The organism is Pseudomonas sp. 1912-s, from assembly GCF_029269205.1.
In the GTDB taxonomy this organism is placed as follows: domain Bacteria; phylum Pseudomonadota; class Gammaproteobacteria; order Pseudomonadales; family Pseudomonadaceae; genus Aquipseudomonas.
This window is the reverse complement of the sequence record NZ_JARIXR010000010.1, coordinates 102,224-115,866: the sequence shown is the minus strand read 5'-3', so window position 1 is coordinate 115,866 and position 13,643 is coordinate 102,224. Positions and strand designations below refer to the sequence as shown.

13 protein-coding genes and 1 pseudogene are annotated in these 13,643 nt (G+C 57.2%); 3 read left to right on the top strand and 11 right to left on the bottom strand.

Annotation, left to right across the window (positions count from 1 at the left end; all coding sequences use genetic code 11):
* Position 1: 1 nt before the first annotated feature.
* The 5 genes and pseudogenes from P3C29_RS15215 to P3C29_RS15195 form a co-directional block, all read right to left on the bottom strand.
* On the bottom strand, positions 2-169 hold the full coding sequence (locus tag P3C29_RS15215) for a hypothetical protein (RefSeq protein ID WP_157695996.1): 168 nt from the start codon (positions 167-169) through the stop codon (positions 2-4).
* A gap of 1,301 nt (positions 170-1,470) precedes the next feature.
* The gene (locus P3C29_RS15210; protein ID WP_275964833.1) at positions 1,471-2,898 is read right to left on the bottom strand and encodes a tyrosine-type recombinase/integrase; all 1,428 of its coding nucleotides are present in this window, start codon (positions 2,896-2,898) and stop codon (positions 1,471-1,473) included.
* A 687-nt stretch (positions 2,899-3,585) separates the two neighbouring features.
* Entirely contained in the window at positions 3,586-3,804 is a 219-nt protein-coding gene (locus P3C29_RS15205; protein WP_122757694.1) for a hypothetical protein, read from the bottom strand.
* 409 nt (positions 3,805-4,213) lie between these two features.
* On the bottom strand, positions 4,214-4,345 hold the full coding sequence (locus P3C29_RS15200; protein WP_275964893.1) for a hypothetical protein: 132 nt from the start codon (positions 4,343-4,345) through the stop codon (positions 4,214-4,216).
* A pseudogene (locus P3C29_RS15195) lies at positions 4,318-4,746 on the bottom strand (hypothetical protein); the annotation flags it as partial. The gene P3C29_RS15200 and the pseudogene P3C29_RS15195, both read right to left, overlap by 28 nt.
* A 558-nt stretch (positions 4,747-5,304) precedes the next feature.
* Between P3C29_RS15195 and P3C29_RS15190 the strand changes: the two are divergent.
* The gene (locus P3C29_RS15190; RefSeq protein WP_010169012.1) at positions 5,305-5,586 is read left to right on the top strand and encodes a DUF3077 domain-containing protein; all 282 of its coding nucleotides are present in this window, start codon (positions 5,305-5,307) and stop codon (positions 5,584-5,586) included.
* Positions 5,587-5,753: 167 nt separating this feature from the next.
* Here the strand turns inward: P3C29_RS15190 and P3C29_RS15185 are convergent, their stop codons facing one another.
* The 3 genes from P3C29_RS15185 to P3C29_RS15175 are packed head-to-tail and all read right to left on the bottom strand — an operon-like array spanning position 5,754 to position 7,358.
* The gene (locus tag P3C29_RS15185) at positions 5,754-6,464 is read right to left on the bottom strand and encodes an SDR family oxidoreductase (protein WP_003218108.1); all 711 of its coding nucleotides are present in this window, start codon (positions 6,462-6,464) and stop codon (positions 5,754-5,756) included.
* 31 nt (positions 6,465-6,495) lie between these two features.
* On the bottom strand, positions 6,496-7,146 hold the full coding sequence (locus P3C29_RS15180) for a DsbA family oxidoreductase (RefSeq protein ID WP_275964832.1): 651 nt from the start codon (positions 7,144-7,146) through the stop codon (positions 6,496-6,498).
* Positions 7,143-7,358 carry a 4-oxalocrotonate tautomerase family protein gene (locus P3C29_RS15175; RefSeq protein ID WP_003218111.1) on the bottom strand — a complete coding sequence of 72 codons (216 nt, stop codon included), beginning with the start codon at positions 7,356-7,358 and terminating at the stop codon, positions 7,143-7,145. Before P3C29_RS15175 ends, P3C29_RS15180 begins: the two co-directional genes overlap by 4 nt.
* Before the next feature lie 259 nt (positions 7,359-7,617).
* Here P3C29_RS15175 and P3C29_RS15170 point away from each other — a divergent pair, with 259 nt between their 5' ends.
* Positions 7,618-8,391 carry an alpha/beta hydrolase gene (locus P3C29_RS15170; protein WP_275964831.1) on the top strand — a complete coding sequence of 258 codons (774 nt, stop codon included), beginning with the start codon at positions 7,618-7,620 and terminating at the stop codon, positions 8,389-8,391.
* Positions 8,392-8,463: 72 nt separating this feature from the next.
* On the opposite strand, the gene P3C29_RS15165 is transcribed toward P3C29_RS15170, so the two are convergent.
* Together P3C29_RS15165 and P3C29_RS15160 are read right to left on the bottom strand one after the other, a co-directional pair.
* Positions 8,464-9,750: an OprD family porin gene (locus tag P3C29_RS15165; RefSeq protein ID WP_010169002.1), complete on the bottom strand. Its 1,287-nt coding sequence runs from the start codon at positions 9,748-9,750 to the stop codon at positions 8,464-8,466.
* Positions 9,751-10,020: 270 nt separating this feature from the next.
* Positions 10,021-10,731, bottom strand: a complete 711-nt coding sequence (locus P3C29_RS15160) for a DsbA family protein (protein ID WP_275964830.1) — start codon at positions 10,729-10,731, stop codon at positions 10,021-10,023.
* Between the two features lie 227 nt (positions 10,732-10,958).
* On the opposite strand from P3C29_RS15160, the gene P3C29_RS15155 reads away from it, so the two are divergent.
* A complete protein-coding gene (locus P3C29_RS15155) occupies positions 10,959-13,031 on the top strand; it encodes a TonB-dependent siderophore receptor (protein ID WP_275964829.1) in 2,073 nt (690 codons plus the stop codon).
* Between the two features lie 179 nt (positions 13,032-13,210).
* Here the strand turns inward: P3C29_RS15155 and P3C29_RS15150 are convergent, their stop codons facing one another.
* Entirely contained in the window at positions 13,211-13,423 is a 213-nt protein-coding gene (locus tag P3C29_RS15150; RefSeq protein ID WP_010168987.1) for a hypothetical protein, read from the bottom strand.
* Positions 13,424-13,643 lie beyond the last annotated feature (220 nt).

Genomic DNA, 13,643 nt, shown 5'->3' with positions numbered 1-13,643 from the left:
GTCAGGCCACCCCACTATCAGAGTCAGCTTCGGGATGGACGAATTGATGGCGGCAAACTAAACGACGATTAAGCACCAAAGCGTTTAAGGGTACAGGAAGGGGTAAAGCCGCTTTTTCAAGACAAAGCGATCCTGTCCCCGCGTCAGCGCAGAGTTGATTGGTCATCATGGGTTAAGCCTCCTGACTGAGCAGGAAGGATTCCACAGACTCAGGCTCCCAGCGGACTGAACGACCAAAACGGATCGGTTCAGGGAAGCCTGGAGTTTTAGACCAGCGCCACCAAGTGGAACGGCTGACCTGATAGCGGGCACAGAGCTGAGCTGCGGTTGCGCGAGTGCCAGGGATCGGCAGGTTGGGTACATCAGTGATGCGGGCGACATTTGATGTCATTGGTGATTTCTCAATAAACCGAATTGAAAAACCGAGAGGATCGTCCTGTAGACCACCCGTACCTGTGAACAGGTCAAAAGGTGGCAAGTCATCGGAAAGAGCACCACTGCATAAAAAACCAGTAGCGCATTATTCCCTCCGGTACTACAGTCCGCCCGAGTTTACCTTTTACGGTAAATTCATCGAAGCCCGTCAAAATGCTTCTCCCTCGGCGTTGCGTGCTGGCCTAGCCGGTATGCAGAGGACGTTAGAGCGTCCTTTTCCGAGCAGCCCCTGGAGGTCGAAGACCAGGGGCTTTCTTTTGTCTGCAATTCCAACTGTCAGCGATTCTAACAGCAAACTCTAACCAACAATGTTCGATGGTGTTTCATTTGTTGGTAGAAAGCTCTAGACGTGGTCGCATGGTAACGGGGCACCAAAAAAACACCAAACAGTTTTTTGCCGACTATGTGTGGATTACTTGCACTGTTCCACATGGAACATTCTCCCAACTACTGCCCAACATGTACCAACACGTACCAACACGTCCGTTTACGTTCGACTATGTATTGGGGAAAGCGCAAAAAATATCCCCCTACCGTTTGTCTGACCGCTCGAAACGCCCTAAGCATGGGGGTCTCAGGGGGGGCGTATGAGGGCCTCAATAGGTTCCAGCAATGATCATGCATAGATTTGACGGTGATATTTTGACGATGATTGCACCAGTGTTTTGTCGTGCGCGCCACGAAACACAAACTAAGTAAAACGTGGCGCGGAAATCGCACCCGTGCTTCGTAATCGCCGTGTCGCGACACAAAACGTGAATTAAGAAATCGTGTCGCGACATATCTCGCCAGCTCAAAATTCCAAACTAACAACGTACCGTATTACTAAACGTAGTTTATTCCCGCTTATTCGCTGTTATTCCCGCTTATTCGCAGTTTCAGCGTGTTTTAAGCAGAGTTTGCGGAACTGAAAAGTGCTGTAGGCCGCGTACTACGGGGATTCAGCAGCGGACTGCGGTGGTGCCCTGCGTGCGACAAGATTGGGACATGGGGGCGGGGATTTTCTTTTTCAGATTCGGGTCAGCTGCACGACATTCACGACATTGCATCGGGGTTTTTCTTTTTCCGGCGCGAGATGGAAAGCACGTTGCCCGTATCAGTGACCTCCCCCAAAGCCTTAGCCAAAGCTCGGTCAAAGAGCTCGATAGCTTTACGTTTCTCTGGCAGCGCCGCTTCGGGATTGTTTCGGTAGTGCCGAGAAACGACACCTGTCTGGCCATGAGCCTGAAGGAGATCTGACAAACGATCATCAACACCGTGCTTCTGCATCAGCTGTGTGCAGGTCCGGCGCAGGTCTCTCGGGGAGAACGTCGGGATCTTCGCACCAGCGATTAACGCGTGCTTGGAATCCAGCCAATCTGCAACGGCATGGGTCGGACTACTGATCACAAAGGGCTGTTTACCGTGTGTAGTCCAGGGCCATGGATGATTACCATTGATTTCCCGCACTTGCCGCATTATGGCAATGGCTCGATCGGAGAGCGGTACCAAATGCGGCCGGCTCATGGTCTGACCACCTCGCCCCTTGCGGTGAATTAATAGCACCGTGCCCGCGTCTAGATCGTAGTCCCCCCAAGTGGTTTCGATCAGGTTCTTGATCCGCTGACCGCCAGTTGATATGACAAACTTGAATAGCAGCGCCATTACCGGACCAATTCCGTCTGTACTCTGAACCGTCTCCCAGAATTGCTTAAGCTCAGCATCAGACAGGGCTCGTTCGACAGGGGCCGAGACTTTATCGACCTTCACCATTGCTGCAGGGTTGATCTCAAGGCTATAGGTCTTCGCATTGGAGCGACCAACCACACTCTCAGCCGTGAGCCCATGGTTGAATGCCGCCACCAGAAACGAACGCATACGATCCGCCTGCACTTTGGAGCCGCGCTCCCAGATCGGGTTGAGAATGGTGAGGATGTGGTCAGCCCTAATATCTCGGGCCTTCATCCGCATTACCTCAGGGTGGGGCTCTTGCATGTTCGTCTTGAGCAGCCGTTCCAACTCCTTCACGACGCCAGGTGTCGCCTTCACGCGGCGCGACTCAATGTAATCCAGGAACAAATCGTGAAAGCTTCCGCGGGCCGCTTCAATTTCGGCGAGGCGGAAACGTTCTAGCCGTTCCGCTTCTTCCAATGCGGCTGTGGCTGCACGACTAGCCGCGGCCGCTACTTGTTGCACCGAGATGTGCTCCAAGTACTTGGCAATACCGCCAGCGGCAGCCGCCTCAACTGAAATTCGCAAAGCCTCACCCCGGATACCATCCAAGCTCTGCTCGTCTGTACCCACACGCGGCTTCTTCGCAAGCGTCCCGAGAGGCAGCCGCTTGTCGCTGTCAGATGTGCGTTCCCGATAGTAGGCCTGAATAGCTCCGGAAGCTTTACGTTCGAGCAGCAAAGTCCCCTTTCCGCGAGAGCCGACCGGCTCCGACTGACGAGTCTTTACCGCATAGGCTTCCATCTCGGTCATTCGCGTACGCTTAGCCATTCTTTCCCCGTTTTCCCCATCCGTTCCCCGTTTCTCATGCAAAGGTACGCTAACAGGTGAAACATAGAAAGACACCGAATTGACTACAGACCAAGTAAAACCTGGACCAAGCAAAACAGGTGATACTTGATGAAGCGGGGCGAAGCCTCAGAGCAAACGGCTTGTAATCAGTAGTTCCCGGGTTCGACTCCTGGTGCCGCACCATTTAAAAACAAAGGCTTGCAGCGATGCAGGCCTTTGTTTTTTGTGCGAAACGTAACAAGACACGTAACAAGCCGCTTATCTAGGCGACCTCCGTGGGCGCTCAGCTCCAATTTGAGGGCAGCTTCTATGTCAACGACTCCCACCGAACCCCCTGAAATAGCTCGCCTGATGCAAACGCATGGCGACCTTTTCGATAAGCATTTCTCGCATAAGCTGGATGAACAGTCCGCCGTACTGAAAGCTCACCTCCTGATAGAGGGGTCATCCGTGACTTCAACTACCGCTCAGTTCAGAACCCAGAGCATCTGCGGGGAATACGGCTCACCTTTCAGCAAGTAGTCGGCATAGCTCGATCGCTCATGGTTATTAAAGGGTCAGGGAGCAACAGTCTCTGGGACATGACAGATCAGCTCAATAAGGCCGGTTCAGGGGGCCGGGGCACCCTCAGCCCCCTGGATCAAGGAATCAACGAACATTAAAAAACCACAGAACAAGACCCATGACAAAGCCTGCCCCTGCCATTTGCAGATAGAACGGCAGAAATGCTTTTAACAGCGCGACAATGTCATCTCCACCACTTAACCAATACCCGGCAATGTGAAAGAACGCACACATAAGCACAAGGGCCAACGCACAGGCACAAGGAAGATAAACAGCGACCCACCAGGGTTCATTTTTTCTCATTGCCGTCTCTTTTCTTCAAGTAGAAATCAGCGCCACCGTTGAACGCCCCTGACGATTCAGAATCGCCCAAATTACCGAATATGGAGGGAACGGGACTTTGCGGGGCGGGCTTGGTAATCGTCCACATCCCCGTCGGTACCCACTCATACTGCTTCGACACCGGGTTAAGCAGTTTATCCAAAGGGCCCTTGACCGCGTTACCAAAGACGAACCCCACGGACGCGCCCGCTTTACTTAACAAAGCGCCTATAAACGGATCATCGCCACCCTCTAATTCTGGGCGTCACGGGGATAAACAACGCATGGGTGTCACGTATCCTATACACGGGAATATTTTTTTCCGGTGCACCCATCAAAAGTGCGTAAGAAGTGTAAGTGAGATTTTTTATCTATCTCTATCCCTTACATTTCAATAGCTTAGAATCCCGGCGCCGGCGGGCGCATCGGCCACGGCGACAACCCGGGCAAAGCGTGGCAGGTGGTAACCGCCGGTGAGTTCAGGGAATTGTCGTTCTACGCTGCGGCGGATTGCGTCGTCCATCGGATGACCATCTGGTTGTCGATGAGCGCCACACTGGTGATGCGCTCGCCGTGATTGATCGTTGCACCTGGTCGCAACCCGGGAAGGGCTGCAATCATTGCGCTTTGGTTGCCCTGGTAGTCGTCGAACAGCTCCACCGGCAGCTGCAGCGGCGAGCGAACGCCAAAGAAGCTGTCAGCCCAACTGCCCACGAACACTTCCCCGTCACCCTGCTGCTGCCAGATGAAGTGGGGAATTTTGAAAACCCGGGCCAGGCTGTCCATGGCTTGATAGCCAGCGGCCAGACTGTAGAAAAACGGCGCCTTAACGCTGGCATACGGCTGTTCCGGGACGCGGAAGCGCAAGCCGGTGTGCTGGCCGATCTCGACCAAGGGCGCGCGCAGGTGGATGTAGCTAACGTTCCAAATCTTCGGCTTTCTGGTGTCTTCCTCTAAACCTTGAAAAGGTCCATTTCCCATACCGAAAATTCACCTTCCGACTTTTATTCCAAATTATGGGTGGCCAATAATTATGACGTATCCGTAAAACGGCATAACTGCACGAGCGGCATGATTTTGCGTCCTGAACTGGCTGCAGGAATGGCAAAACTGCCCTTCAAGCTCGGCGTTCTGAGAAAACGCGAAAGACTCACATTCCCGTACCCAGAACCGAACGCTGCAGCAGCAACGAAACAACTATTTCCCCAGTTGCACCCACCCCACCACCACGCTACCCTCCCTCGTCGCTGCCAATTCAGCGACCGGGCCTGAGAACCCGACATGATGCAGGCGCAACAGCGCCACCAATCACGATTTGCAGGCGTTTTTTTATGCCCGTAGTTTCGTGCAATGGCGGCTGTGCGTGGGAGACCTTCGGGTCTGCCGGGTTCCTGTATCTCCGGTTCTCAGCCTGCGCACAGCTGCCACCCATTCGCCTGAGAACGAACGTGGTAGCTCTCACTTGATATGGGAGTTTTACCGATGAGCGCTCCAAATCCGTCTGGCCTCACTACCCTCGGCGTTACCCCTTTTTCATTTCATTCCGACCAGCCTTTGTTCCGCGTCAACAGCGGGGTTTCCCTGCCTGAAGCGCTGTCTCACGTCTCCAATTTGCTGCATGTCGCCAAGCTGCTGGCAGAGGACGCGGCGATGATTCGGGATACGGACCGCTACGCCTGGGCTTCGCACTATCTGCAAGAAATGAGCAAGGCGGTGATTGATGATGTGGTGAAGGTGTTGGAGTCGCCGGGCAATAATCTGTAGGTGTGTCAGGTTGTGGATGTGTTGGCTGGGCCATCGCCATCGCGGGCAAGCCCGGCTCCCACATTTGATCTTTGTTGTTTGTTTTAGAGTGCCTGGCTTGAAGCCGTCACCCACAAAAACGCCCCGGGCCATCACGGTCCGGGGCGTTTTTTATTCAGCCGTATCGCTTAGTGCCCAGCACTCTGCCCACCATCCACATGCAGAATTTCCCCGGTCACAAACCCAGCCGACTCCAGGTACACAATCGCCTGCGCAATATCCCGCGCTTCACCCATGTGCCCCACCGGGTGCAGGCTACCCAACGCCGCATGCGTCTCTTCGCCATGCATCGGGGTCTTGATAATCCCTGGGCTCACCGCGTTCACCCGGATCCCGCGCTTGGCGTATTCAATCGCCAGCGACTTGGTCGCTGAGTTCAGCCCGCCTTTGGTCAGCGACGCCAGCACCGACGGCACGCCGTCGATCGCGTGGTCCACCAGGCTGGTGGTGATGTTGACGATGTGCCCGGCGCCCTGTTTGAGCATTTCGGTAATCGCCAGTTGGGTGATGTAGAAGAACCCGTTCAGGTTCACGGCCAACACGTTTACGTAGTCTTCGTGGGTGTAGCTGGTGAACGGTTTGGCGACGAAGATCCCGGCGTTGTTGATCAGGCTGTCGATGCGGCCAAACCGCGCCACGCCTTCGCGGATGACGCGCTCGGCGGTGGCCGGGTCGGCGATGTCGCCCGCTACGGTCAGGATGTCTGGATCGGTCGACGGTTTGATCGACCGGGAGGTGGCAACCACACGGTAATCCAGCTCGCGGTAAGCCTTCACTGCAGCAGCACCGAGGCCTTGGGATGCGCCGGTGATCACAACGACTTTTTTCGAATTGCTCATGATGAAACCTCTATATGAAAAATGGGATGGTTCAAGCAGCCGCGGCGGACATTTCCCGCAGCATCTGTTCGTAATAACTGACTGATTGCGACCCGGAGACCAGCTGGCGGCCGTTGAGGACCATGGCCGGCACGGAGTTGATGCCGTGCTCGCGGTAGAACACTTCAAGCTCGCGCACTTCGTTGGCGTAGGCGGTAGAGCCCAGCACCTTGCGTGCGCCTTCAATGTCCAGCCCGGCCTCGGCGGCTAAACGCGCCAGGGTTTCGTGGTCGCTGACGTTCTGGCCATCGCTGAAATACCCACGCAACAGCGACTTTTTCAGCTCGATCTGGCGACCTTGCTGCAACGCCCAAAACAGCAACCGATGTGCGTCGAAGGTGTTGTAGAAGTGGCTGCGTTTTTCCAGGTCGAAGGTGAAGCCGATGGCCTCGCCGCGCTCCATCAGCATCTTTTTACCGCTGGCGACTTCCTCGGCGCTGCGCCCGTATTTGCGCATCATGTGGGCGATGGCGTTTTCGCCTTCGGCCGGCATGTCGGGGTTGAGTTCGAAGGGTTTGAAGGTCAGCTCTACCGTCACTTCGCCCGCCAGGTTGTCGATGGCTTGCTCCAGGGCGGTGGCGCCCAGGGCGCACCACGGGCACACCACGTCGGAGATGAAGTCGATGGTGACGGGCGCGCTCATGACGGGTTTTCCGCGAGCTGTTTGCGGTACTGGGTGGTGGTGATCCCGGCATAGCCCCAGTTATCGGTGTCGACTTCCTCGATGACGATGTGGGTCAGGTCGGGGCGTTTGTTGAGGACGCGCTCGAGGGTTTCGGTGATTTCGGCAATGACCTGGGCTTTCTGCTCCGAGGTAACGCCGTCGCGGGTGATACGTACGCTGACAAATGGCATGACAAGGCTCCAGTGACGTGCCCATCGGCATGATGGGCAGGCAGTGAGGCCAATTTATGAGGTTGCTTGAGGTGGATAAAGGCGGGGCGGAGTACTTCATTAGTGATGCTATGTAATCAATCGAGACGTCCGGTGCTGCGTTTTTTTTACTGCTCCCTGGAATAACGGCCTTCCCCGCGCGTCTTGCCTACATGCTTAAGGCAGGCTGCAAACGCCTTGAGTGCTGGCCGATAACCCCTCACTTACGGACGTGCCCCACATGCTTAAATCCACATTCAAAACCCTGTTGCTGCCTACACTGATGGCCGCCGCGATGCTCACCGGCCAGGCCTATGCCGCCACCCCGGCGCTGTCGGACACCACCGTGGTGCTGGTGCACGGCGCCTTTGCCGATGGCTCCAGTTGGAACAAGGTGATTCCGTTGTTGCAGGCCAAAGGCTTGAAGGTGGTGGCGGTGCAAAACCCGCTGACGTCCCTGGCCGATGATGTGGCCGCCGCCCAGCGGGTGATTGATGCCCAGAGTGGGCGAGTGGTTCTGGTGGGCCATTCGTGGGCCGGCAGTGTGATCACACAGGGCGGCACCAGCGACAAGGTCAAGGCACTGGTTTATGTGGCCGCGTTCGCGCCGTCCGAGGGCCAGAGTTCTGCCGAGTCCGAGAAAGGCTACCCAACCCCGCCGGGTATCGAGACCATCAGTGCCGACGCTTCCGGCTACCTGTATTTGCCCGCCGCGTCCGTGGCGAAAAACTTCGCCCAGGACTTGCCTGCCGACCAGGCCAACCTGATCGCCGTGACCCAGGGGCCGATTCTGGGCAAGGCGTTCGACGATAAAATCACGGTCGCCGCCTGGAAAACCAAACCCAACTATTACATCATCGCCGCCAAGGACCGCATGATCGACCCGGGCCTGGAGCAGGCCTATGCGAAGAAAATCAATGCCACCACCACTGTGGTGCAAACCAGCCATGTGCCGATGCTGTCGCAGCCGCAAAAGGTCGCAGACGTGATCATCGCAGCCGCCAGCAAGCGCTGATCGCAGGCATAAAAAAACCCCGAACCAGTCGGGGTTTTTTATCGCCTGGAATCAGGCGCGACGCCGAATCAATTAGAAAACGTTGATTGGGTAGTCGGCGAACAGACGGATCTCGTTACCGCCCACGTTGTAGTTGCTGGCGTTGTTGGAAACGCGCAACCACGACGCACGGGCACGCAGGCTCAGGTCTTTGGCCGGGCCGCTCTGTACCACGTATTTGAACTGGTTGAAGATCTCACGCTCGGTGCCACTGCCGCGGTTGGAACCGTCGTCAATGTTGGTGCCGCGCACGTAGGCGATGTTGTAGGTCAGGCCAGGCACGCCGAAGGCGCTGAAGTCCAGGCCGTAGCCTGCTTGCCAGGAGCGCTCGTCCTTGCCGTTGAAGTCAGACCAGTAGGAGTTGGCCAGCAGGATGGTGTTGCCACCGTCGCCGATGCCGCCTGCGTTGCGGTAGCCGCCGTACAGGTAACCGGTGTCACCGGTGCTGCGCTGGTGGGCCAGGGTGAAGCTGTGCGGGCCAACGGCCCATGTGGCGCCCAGGCTCCAGATTTTGTTGTCGCGAGCGTCGGCGTCACCTTGGTTTTCCAGGGCGAAGCTACGGTCGAGCTTGGTTTTGTAGCCGTTGAAGTCGAAGGTCAACGATTGTTTCTCTGGCAGGGCCAGCACGTAGTTGACGTTGACGTATTGCTTCTTCAGCACGTCCTGCATGTTGGAAGCATAGAGCGCTGCCGACAGGCTTTCGGTGAATTTGTAGCTACCGCCGATGTAGTCGATGCTTTTCAGCGCGCCACTGTCGGAACCCTCGGCGCTCTTGCGAGCTTCCTTGGTGAAGTGACCAGCGTCCAGTTGCAGGCCGGCGATTTCTTTGGAAACGATCGAAGTACCTTCGTAGGTTTCCGACAACAGACGGGAATTGTCGTACTGCAGGACCGGCACGGCTGGCATCTGCTGACCGTATTTGATCACGGTGTTGGAGATGCGTGCCTTGACGGCTGCGCCGCCCTTGGCCAGGTCATCGGCTGCTGCACCGCTGTCGCCTTGCTTGAAGAAGTCGATACCGCCAGCGCCGCTGCGACCTTTACCACCATCCAGGCGAATGGCGTACTGGCCGATCACGTCCACACCCACACCGACGGTGCCTTGGGTGAAGCCGGATTCGAACTTGCCGATGAAGCCCTGGCCCCATTCGGCTTTGTCTTGCTTGCCGTTTTTGTAGTCGCGGCTGATGTACGCGTTGCGCGCCGCGATGTTCAGGTGGCTGTCTTCAACAAAACCCTTTGATTGGGATTGGTCGTCAGCCATTGCTTGCGTAGCGCTCAAAATCCCCAGAGCGATCAGCCCCATCCGTTGTTTCAACATTTTCTTATATTCCTTATTACTGGTTGAGTACGCGCTGTGACACCAGGCTCCGTGTTGCCTTTTCTGGTGTCGACTTTCCCAGATAAAAAAAGGCCCGCGGACGACGTGATATGCCGCGGGCCTTTTTTTATTGGGGAAGTCATGGCGGTTAGCCACAGGCGTTGGGGCGAATCCTATCCGCGCCCTTTACTGTGTGTCAATTTCGTGAATCTTCTGTATTTAGGCTAAAAAAGTCTAAGAAACATTAGATAGCCATCATCGTGCGAGGCTCTATCCAGCACTTCTCGGATCGTCACACCCTTGCAAGCCACACATTGGTGCACTCGATTGGGTGGTTTGAATCGAAATTGCGACTGTTTGTCTCAGCCAAACCGAGAAGGCTTCAGGCTTGCCCAACCAGGGGCTGATATCGAGCAACTGCAACTGGCCGTCCTGCTCCAGGGCCAACGTAGGAAAGCCCTGGCCGCCGATTTTTGCCAACCATTGGCGGCTGTCCTTGATGTGAGCGAGCGTTTCTGCACCCAGGGTTTCATCGAAAGCGGCCTCAAACGCCTGGGGATCCAAACCGATAGATTCGGCCAGACTCACCAGCACGTCGTTATCGGCGATTCGGCGACCTTCGACGTAGTGCGCCGTTTGCAAACGCGCCAGCAACTCCAGGCCGCGACCGGCGATTTTTTCGGCGGCAAGTACGGCGCTGATCGGCGGGGCCGAGTCGAACACCGCGCTATGGTCACGTAACAGGCCTTCGAAATACGCCTCGCCAAACGGTTGCCCGGTGTATTCGGCGATGCGCCGGTCGTGGGGCATTACGTAGTCACGCAACTGCGGCGAGACGGATTGGCGATTGGCCCCGGTCATCATGCCGCCGCCATGCAACTGGATCGGCACTACAGCCTGGGCAGCGTGAAGCAGCGGCTCGGCGCCGTAACACCAGCCGCACAGCGGGTCGTAAATGTAGTGAAGCGTGGCTGCCGACATGACGGGCTCCGATGGACGTTGATGCCCGGCAGATTAGTCTTACCCACAATTGTGAAAAACCCCGGATCAGCTCTCAGACTGTTTCGAGAATCGGTCGAATACCCCTGAAAAACATACGCCGTAACAGTTTTCAGAAAGGTACGTTTAGGAATAGATAACCTGCGCAAATAGTAAGCATTACCATTAGCGCACTTTTATCCTCCCAACCTTTTTGGATACACACCCCGATGCCTGCCCTGCGCCTGACGCCCATAACCCTTGGGCTTTCTGTACTGCTGTCTGCCGGTTTTGCCTGCGCGGCCACCGTCCTGCCGGAAACGTCCGTGAGCGCCGAAGCGGACGAAGACGACCCGCGCGTCAAGGAAACCAGTACCGCTACCCGCACGGCCACGCCCGTGCGCTATGTGCCCCAGGCCATCGACTCGGTGAAAACCGACAGCCTGCGTTCCTACGGCACCAATGACCTGGGCCAGGCCTTGAGCGGCGTGCCCAACGTCAGCAGCGGCGCCGACACGCGGTTCGACAGCCTGCGCATTCGCGGTTTCGACGCCAGCAACGACTTTTATCTGGACGGCATTCGCGACGACAGCCAGTACGTGCGTGACCTGCACAACATCGAACGCATCGACGTGCTCAAAGGCCCGGCGGCCGTGTTGTACGGGCGCGGCGGCCAGGGCGGCATCGTCAACCGGGTGAGCAAGCTGCCCCAGGCCGGTCGCGCCTCCAGCATCGAGGCCCAGGGCGGCAGCAATGATTTGCGCAGCCTGTATGCCGACCTCAGCACCGACCCCACCGACAACATCAGCCTGCGCCTGAATATGGGCAACCAGGACAACAACAGCTTCCGTGACGGCGTCAGCGGCAATCGCCAACTGTTTGCGCCGTCCATGAGCTGGCAACTGACCCCTGACCTGAACTGGCTGGTGCAATACGAATACAGCCGCTACAACCGCACGCCGGACCGTGGCATTCCCGGGGTCAACGGGCGCCCGGCGGATGTCAGCCGCAGCACCACTTATGGTGACAAGCGCGATTACATCGACGACAAGTCCCAGTCCCTGCGCTCCCGGCTTGCCTATGAGTTGAACGACAGTTGGCAACTGCGCCATACGCTGGGCGTGTTCACCCTCGACAGCGACTTCGATAACACCTACGCCGTCAGCTACGACCCCAAAACCAACAAGGTCGGGCGCCAGCGCTGGCAGCAGGACTTGACCACACGCAACATCCTCAACACCGTCGAACTGGAAGGCGGCTTCAGCACTTTTGGCCTGGAGCATCGCTTGCTGACCGGAGTGGAGTTGGGCAACCAGCGCCGTGACCCGAAACTCTATCGAGCTCCGCTCGCCGCTGTGCCAAGCGTGGATGTGTACAACCCCAACCCGGGCTTGCGCCACTACGGTCGCCTGCCGGCATTCAGCAGCAGTCACACCGAAGTGCAAAGCCAGGGCGTGTATGTGCAGGACCAATTGCGCCTGAACGATCAATGGCAACTGCTCGCCGGTTTGCGCTATGACCGCTTTGATGTCGAGTCCACCAACCAACTGACCAACGCCTCGGAACAGGTCGTGAGCCACAGCACCAGCCCGCGCGTGGGCCTGGTCTGGACGCCGCTGGAACACCATTCGTTCTATGCCTCGTGGAGCAAGACCTTCTCCCCGACCGGCGGCGGCCTGATCGGCATCACGCCCAACGCGGCGGGCAACGCCAACGACCTGAGCCCGGAGCTGACCAAACAGAAGGAAATCGGGGTCAAGAGCGACTGGCTCGACGACCGCCTGAGCACCACGCTGGCGGTGTACGAACTGGAACTCTACAACCGCCGCACCCGTGACCCGCTGGACCCGACCATCACCTTGCTCAGCGGCGAGCAGCGCTCCCGTGGCGTGGAGTTGACCGCTGCCGGCAAGATCGTCGGCAACTGGTATGTACGCGGTGGCGTCGGCCTGCAGGACGCCACGGTGGTGAAGGACAACAATGGTTTTGAGGGCAAGCGCATCAGCGATGTGGCCAAGCGCAATGCGAGCCTGTTCGTCACCTGGAAACCGGAGATGGGCTGGTACGCGGAAACCGGGTTGACGCTGGTGGGTGATCGTTATGCGGATAACGCCAACACCGTGGTGTTACCGGGTTATGGCCGCTGGGATGCACTGGCCGGGTTCCGGCAGAAGGAATGGGATGTAAGGGCGGCGCTGAACAATATCAACGACAAGACGTACTACGCCTCGGCGACCAGTGCGGCGCAGATTCAGTTTGGGGACCCGCGGAGCCTGGTGGTTACCGGAACATACAGTTTCTAAACAGCAACGCACTTTTCTGTGGCGAGGGAGCTTGCTCCCGTTGGGGTGCGAAGCGCCCCCAAAATAAGGCGACTGTGTTTTTTCAGATAGAACCAGTGATCTGTTTTGGGGCTGCTGCGCAGCCCAACGGGAGCAAGCTCCCTCGCCACAAGGTCCAGTGCAACATTGAAAAACAACCGTCAGTCTTTCATCAACTCACACAACGCCTGCACCTCATCCTCGCTGAACAGCCCCGCCGGGTACCGTTCGCTCATCACCCGGCGCGGGTCGGGCGTCCTGATCTGCCTCGAACCGTTTGCCTTCAACCAGAGCGCCAGCGCATGGATCGCGTCACCGTTCACCCGCAAAGGGTGGAACGTACGCGTGTACATCAGGTTGATATCGGCATTCATTTCAGCGCTCTCTCCGACGGCTTGAGCGGCTAACTTACTCAAGGTTTATGACAGAACCGCTTAGTCATACACCCTGCTCTGTGTCCCAACAGCGATACAAGAGCTATGCCAATGTGCCCGGTTTGTCGGCACATGGTCACAAAAAAGCCCACGAACCTGACGGGCCGTGGGCTTGCTGTGAGCGCCCAAACTGCGGCGCGCCCGATTGCCGCTCAACCGG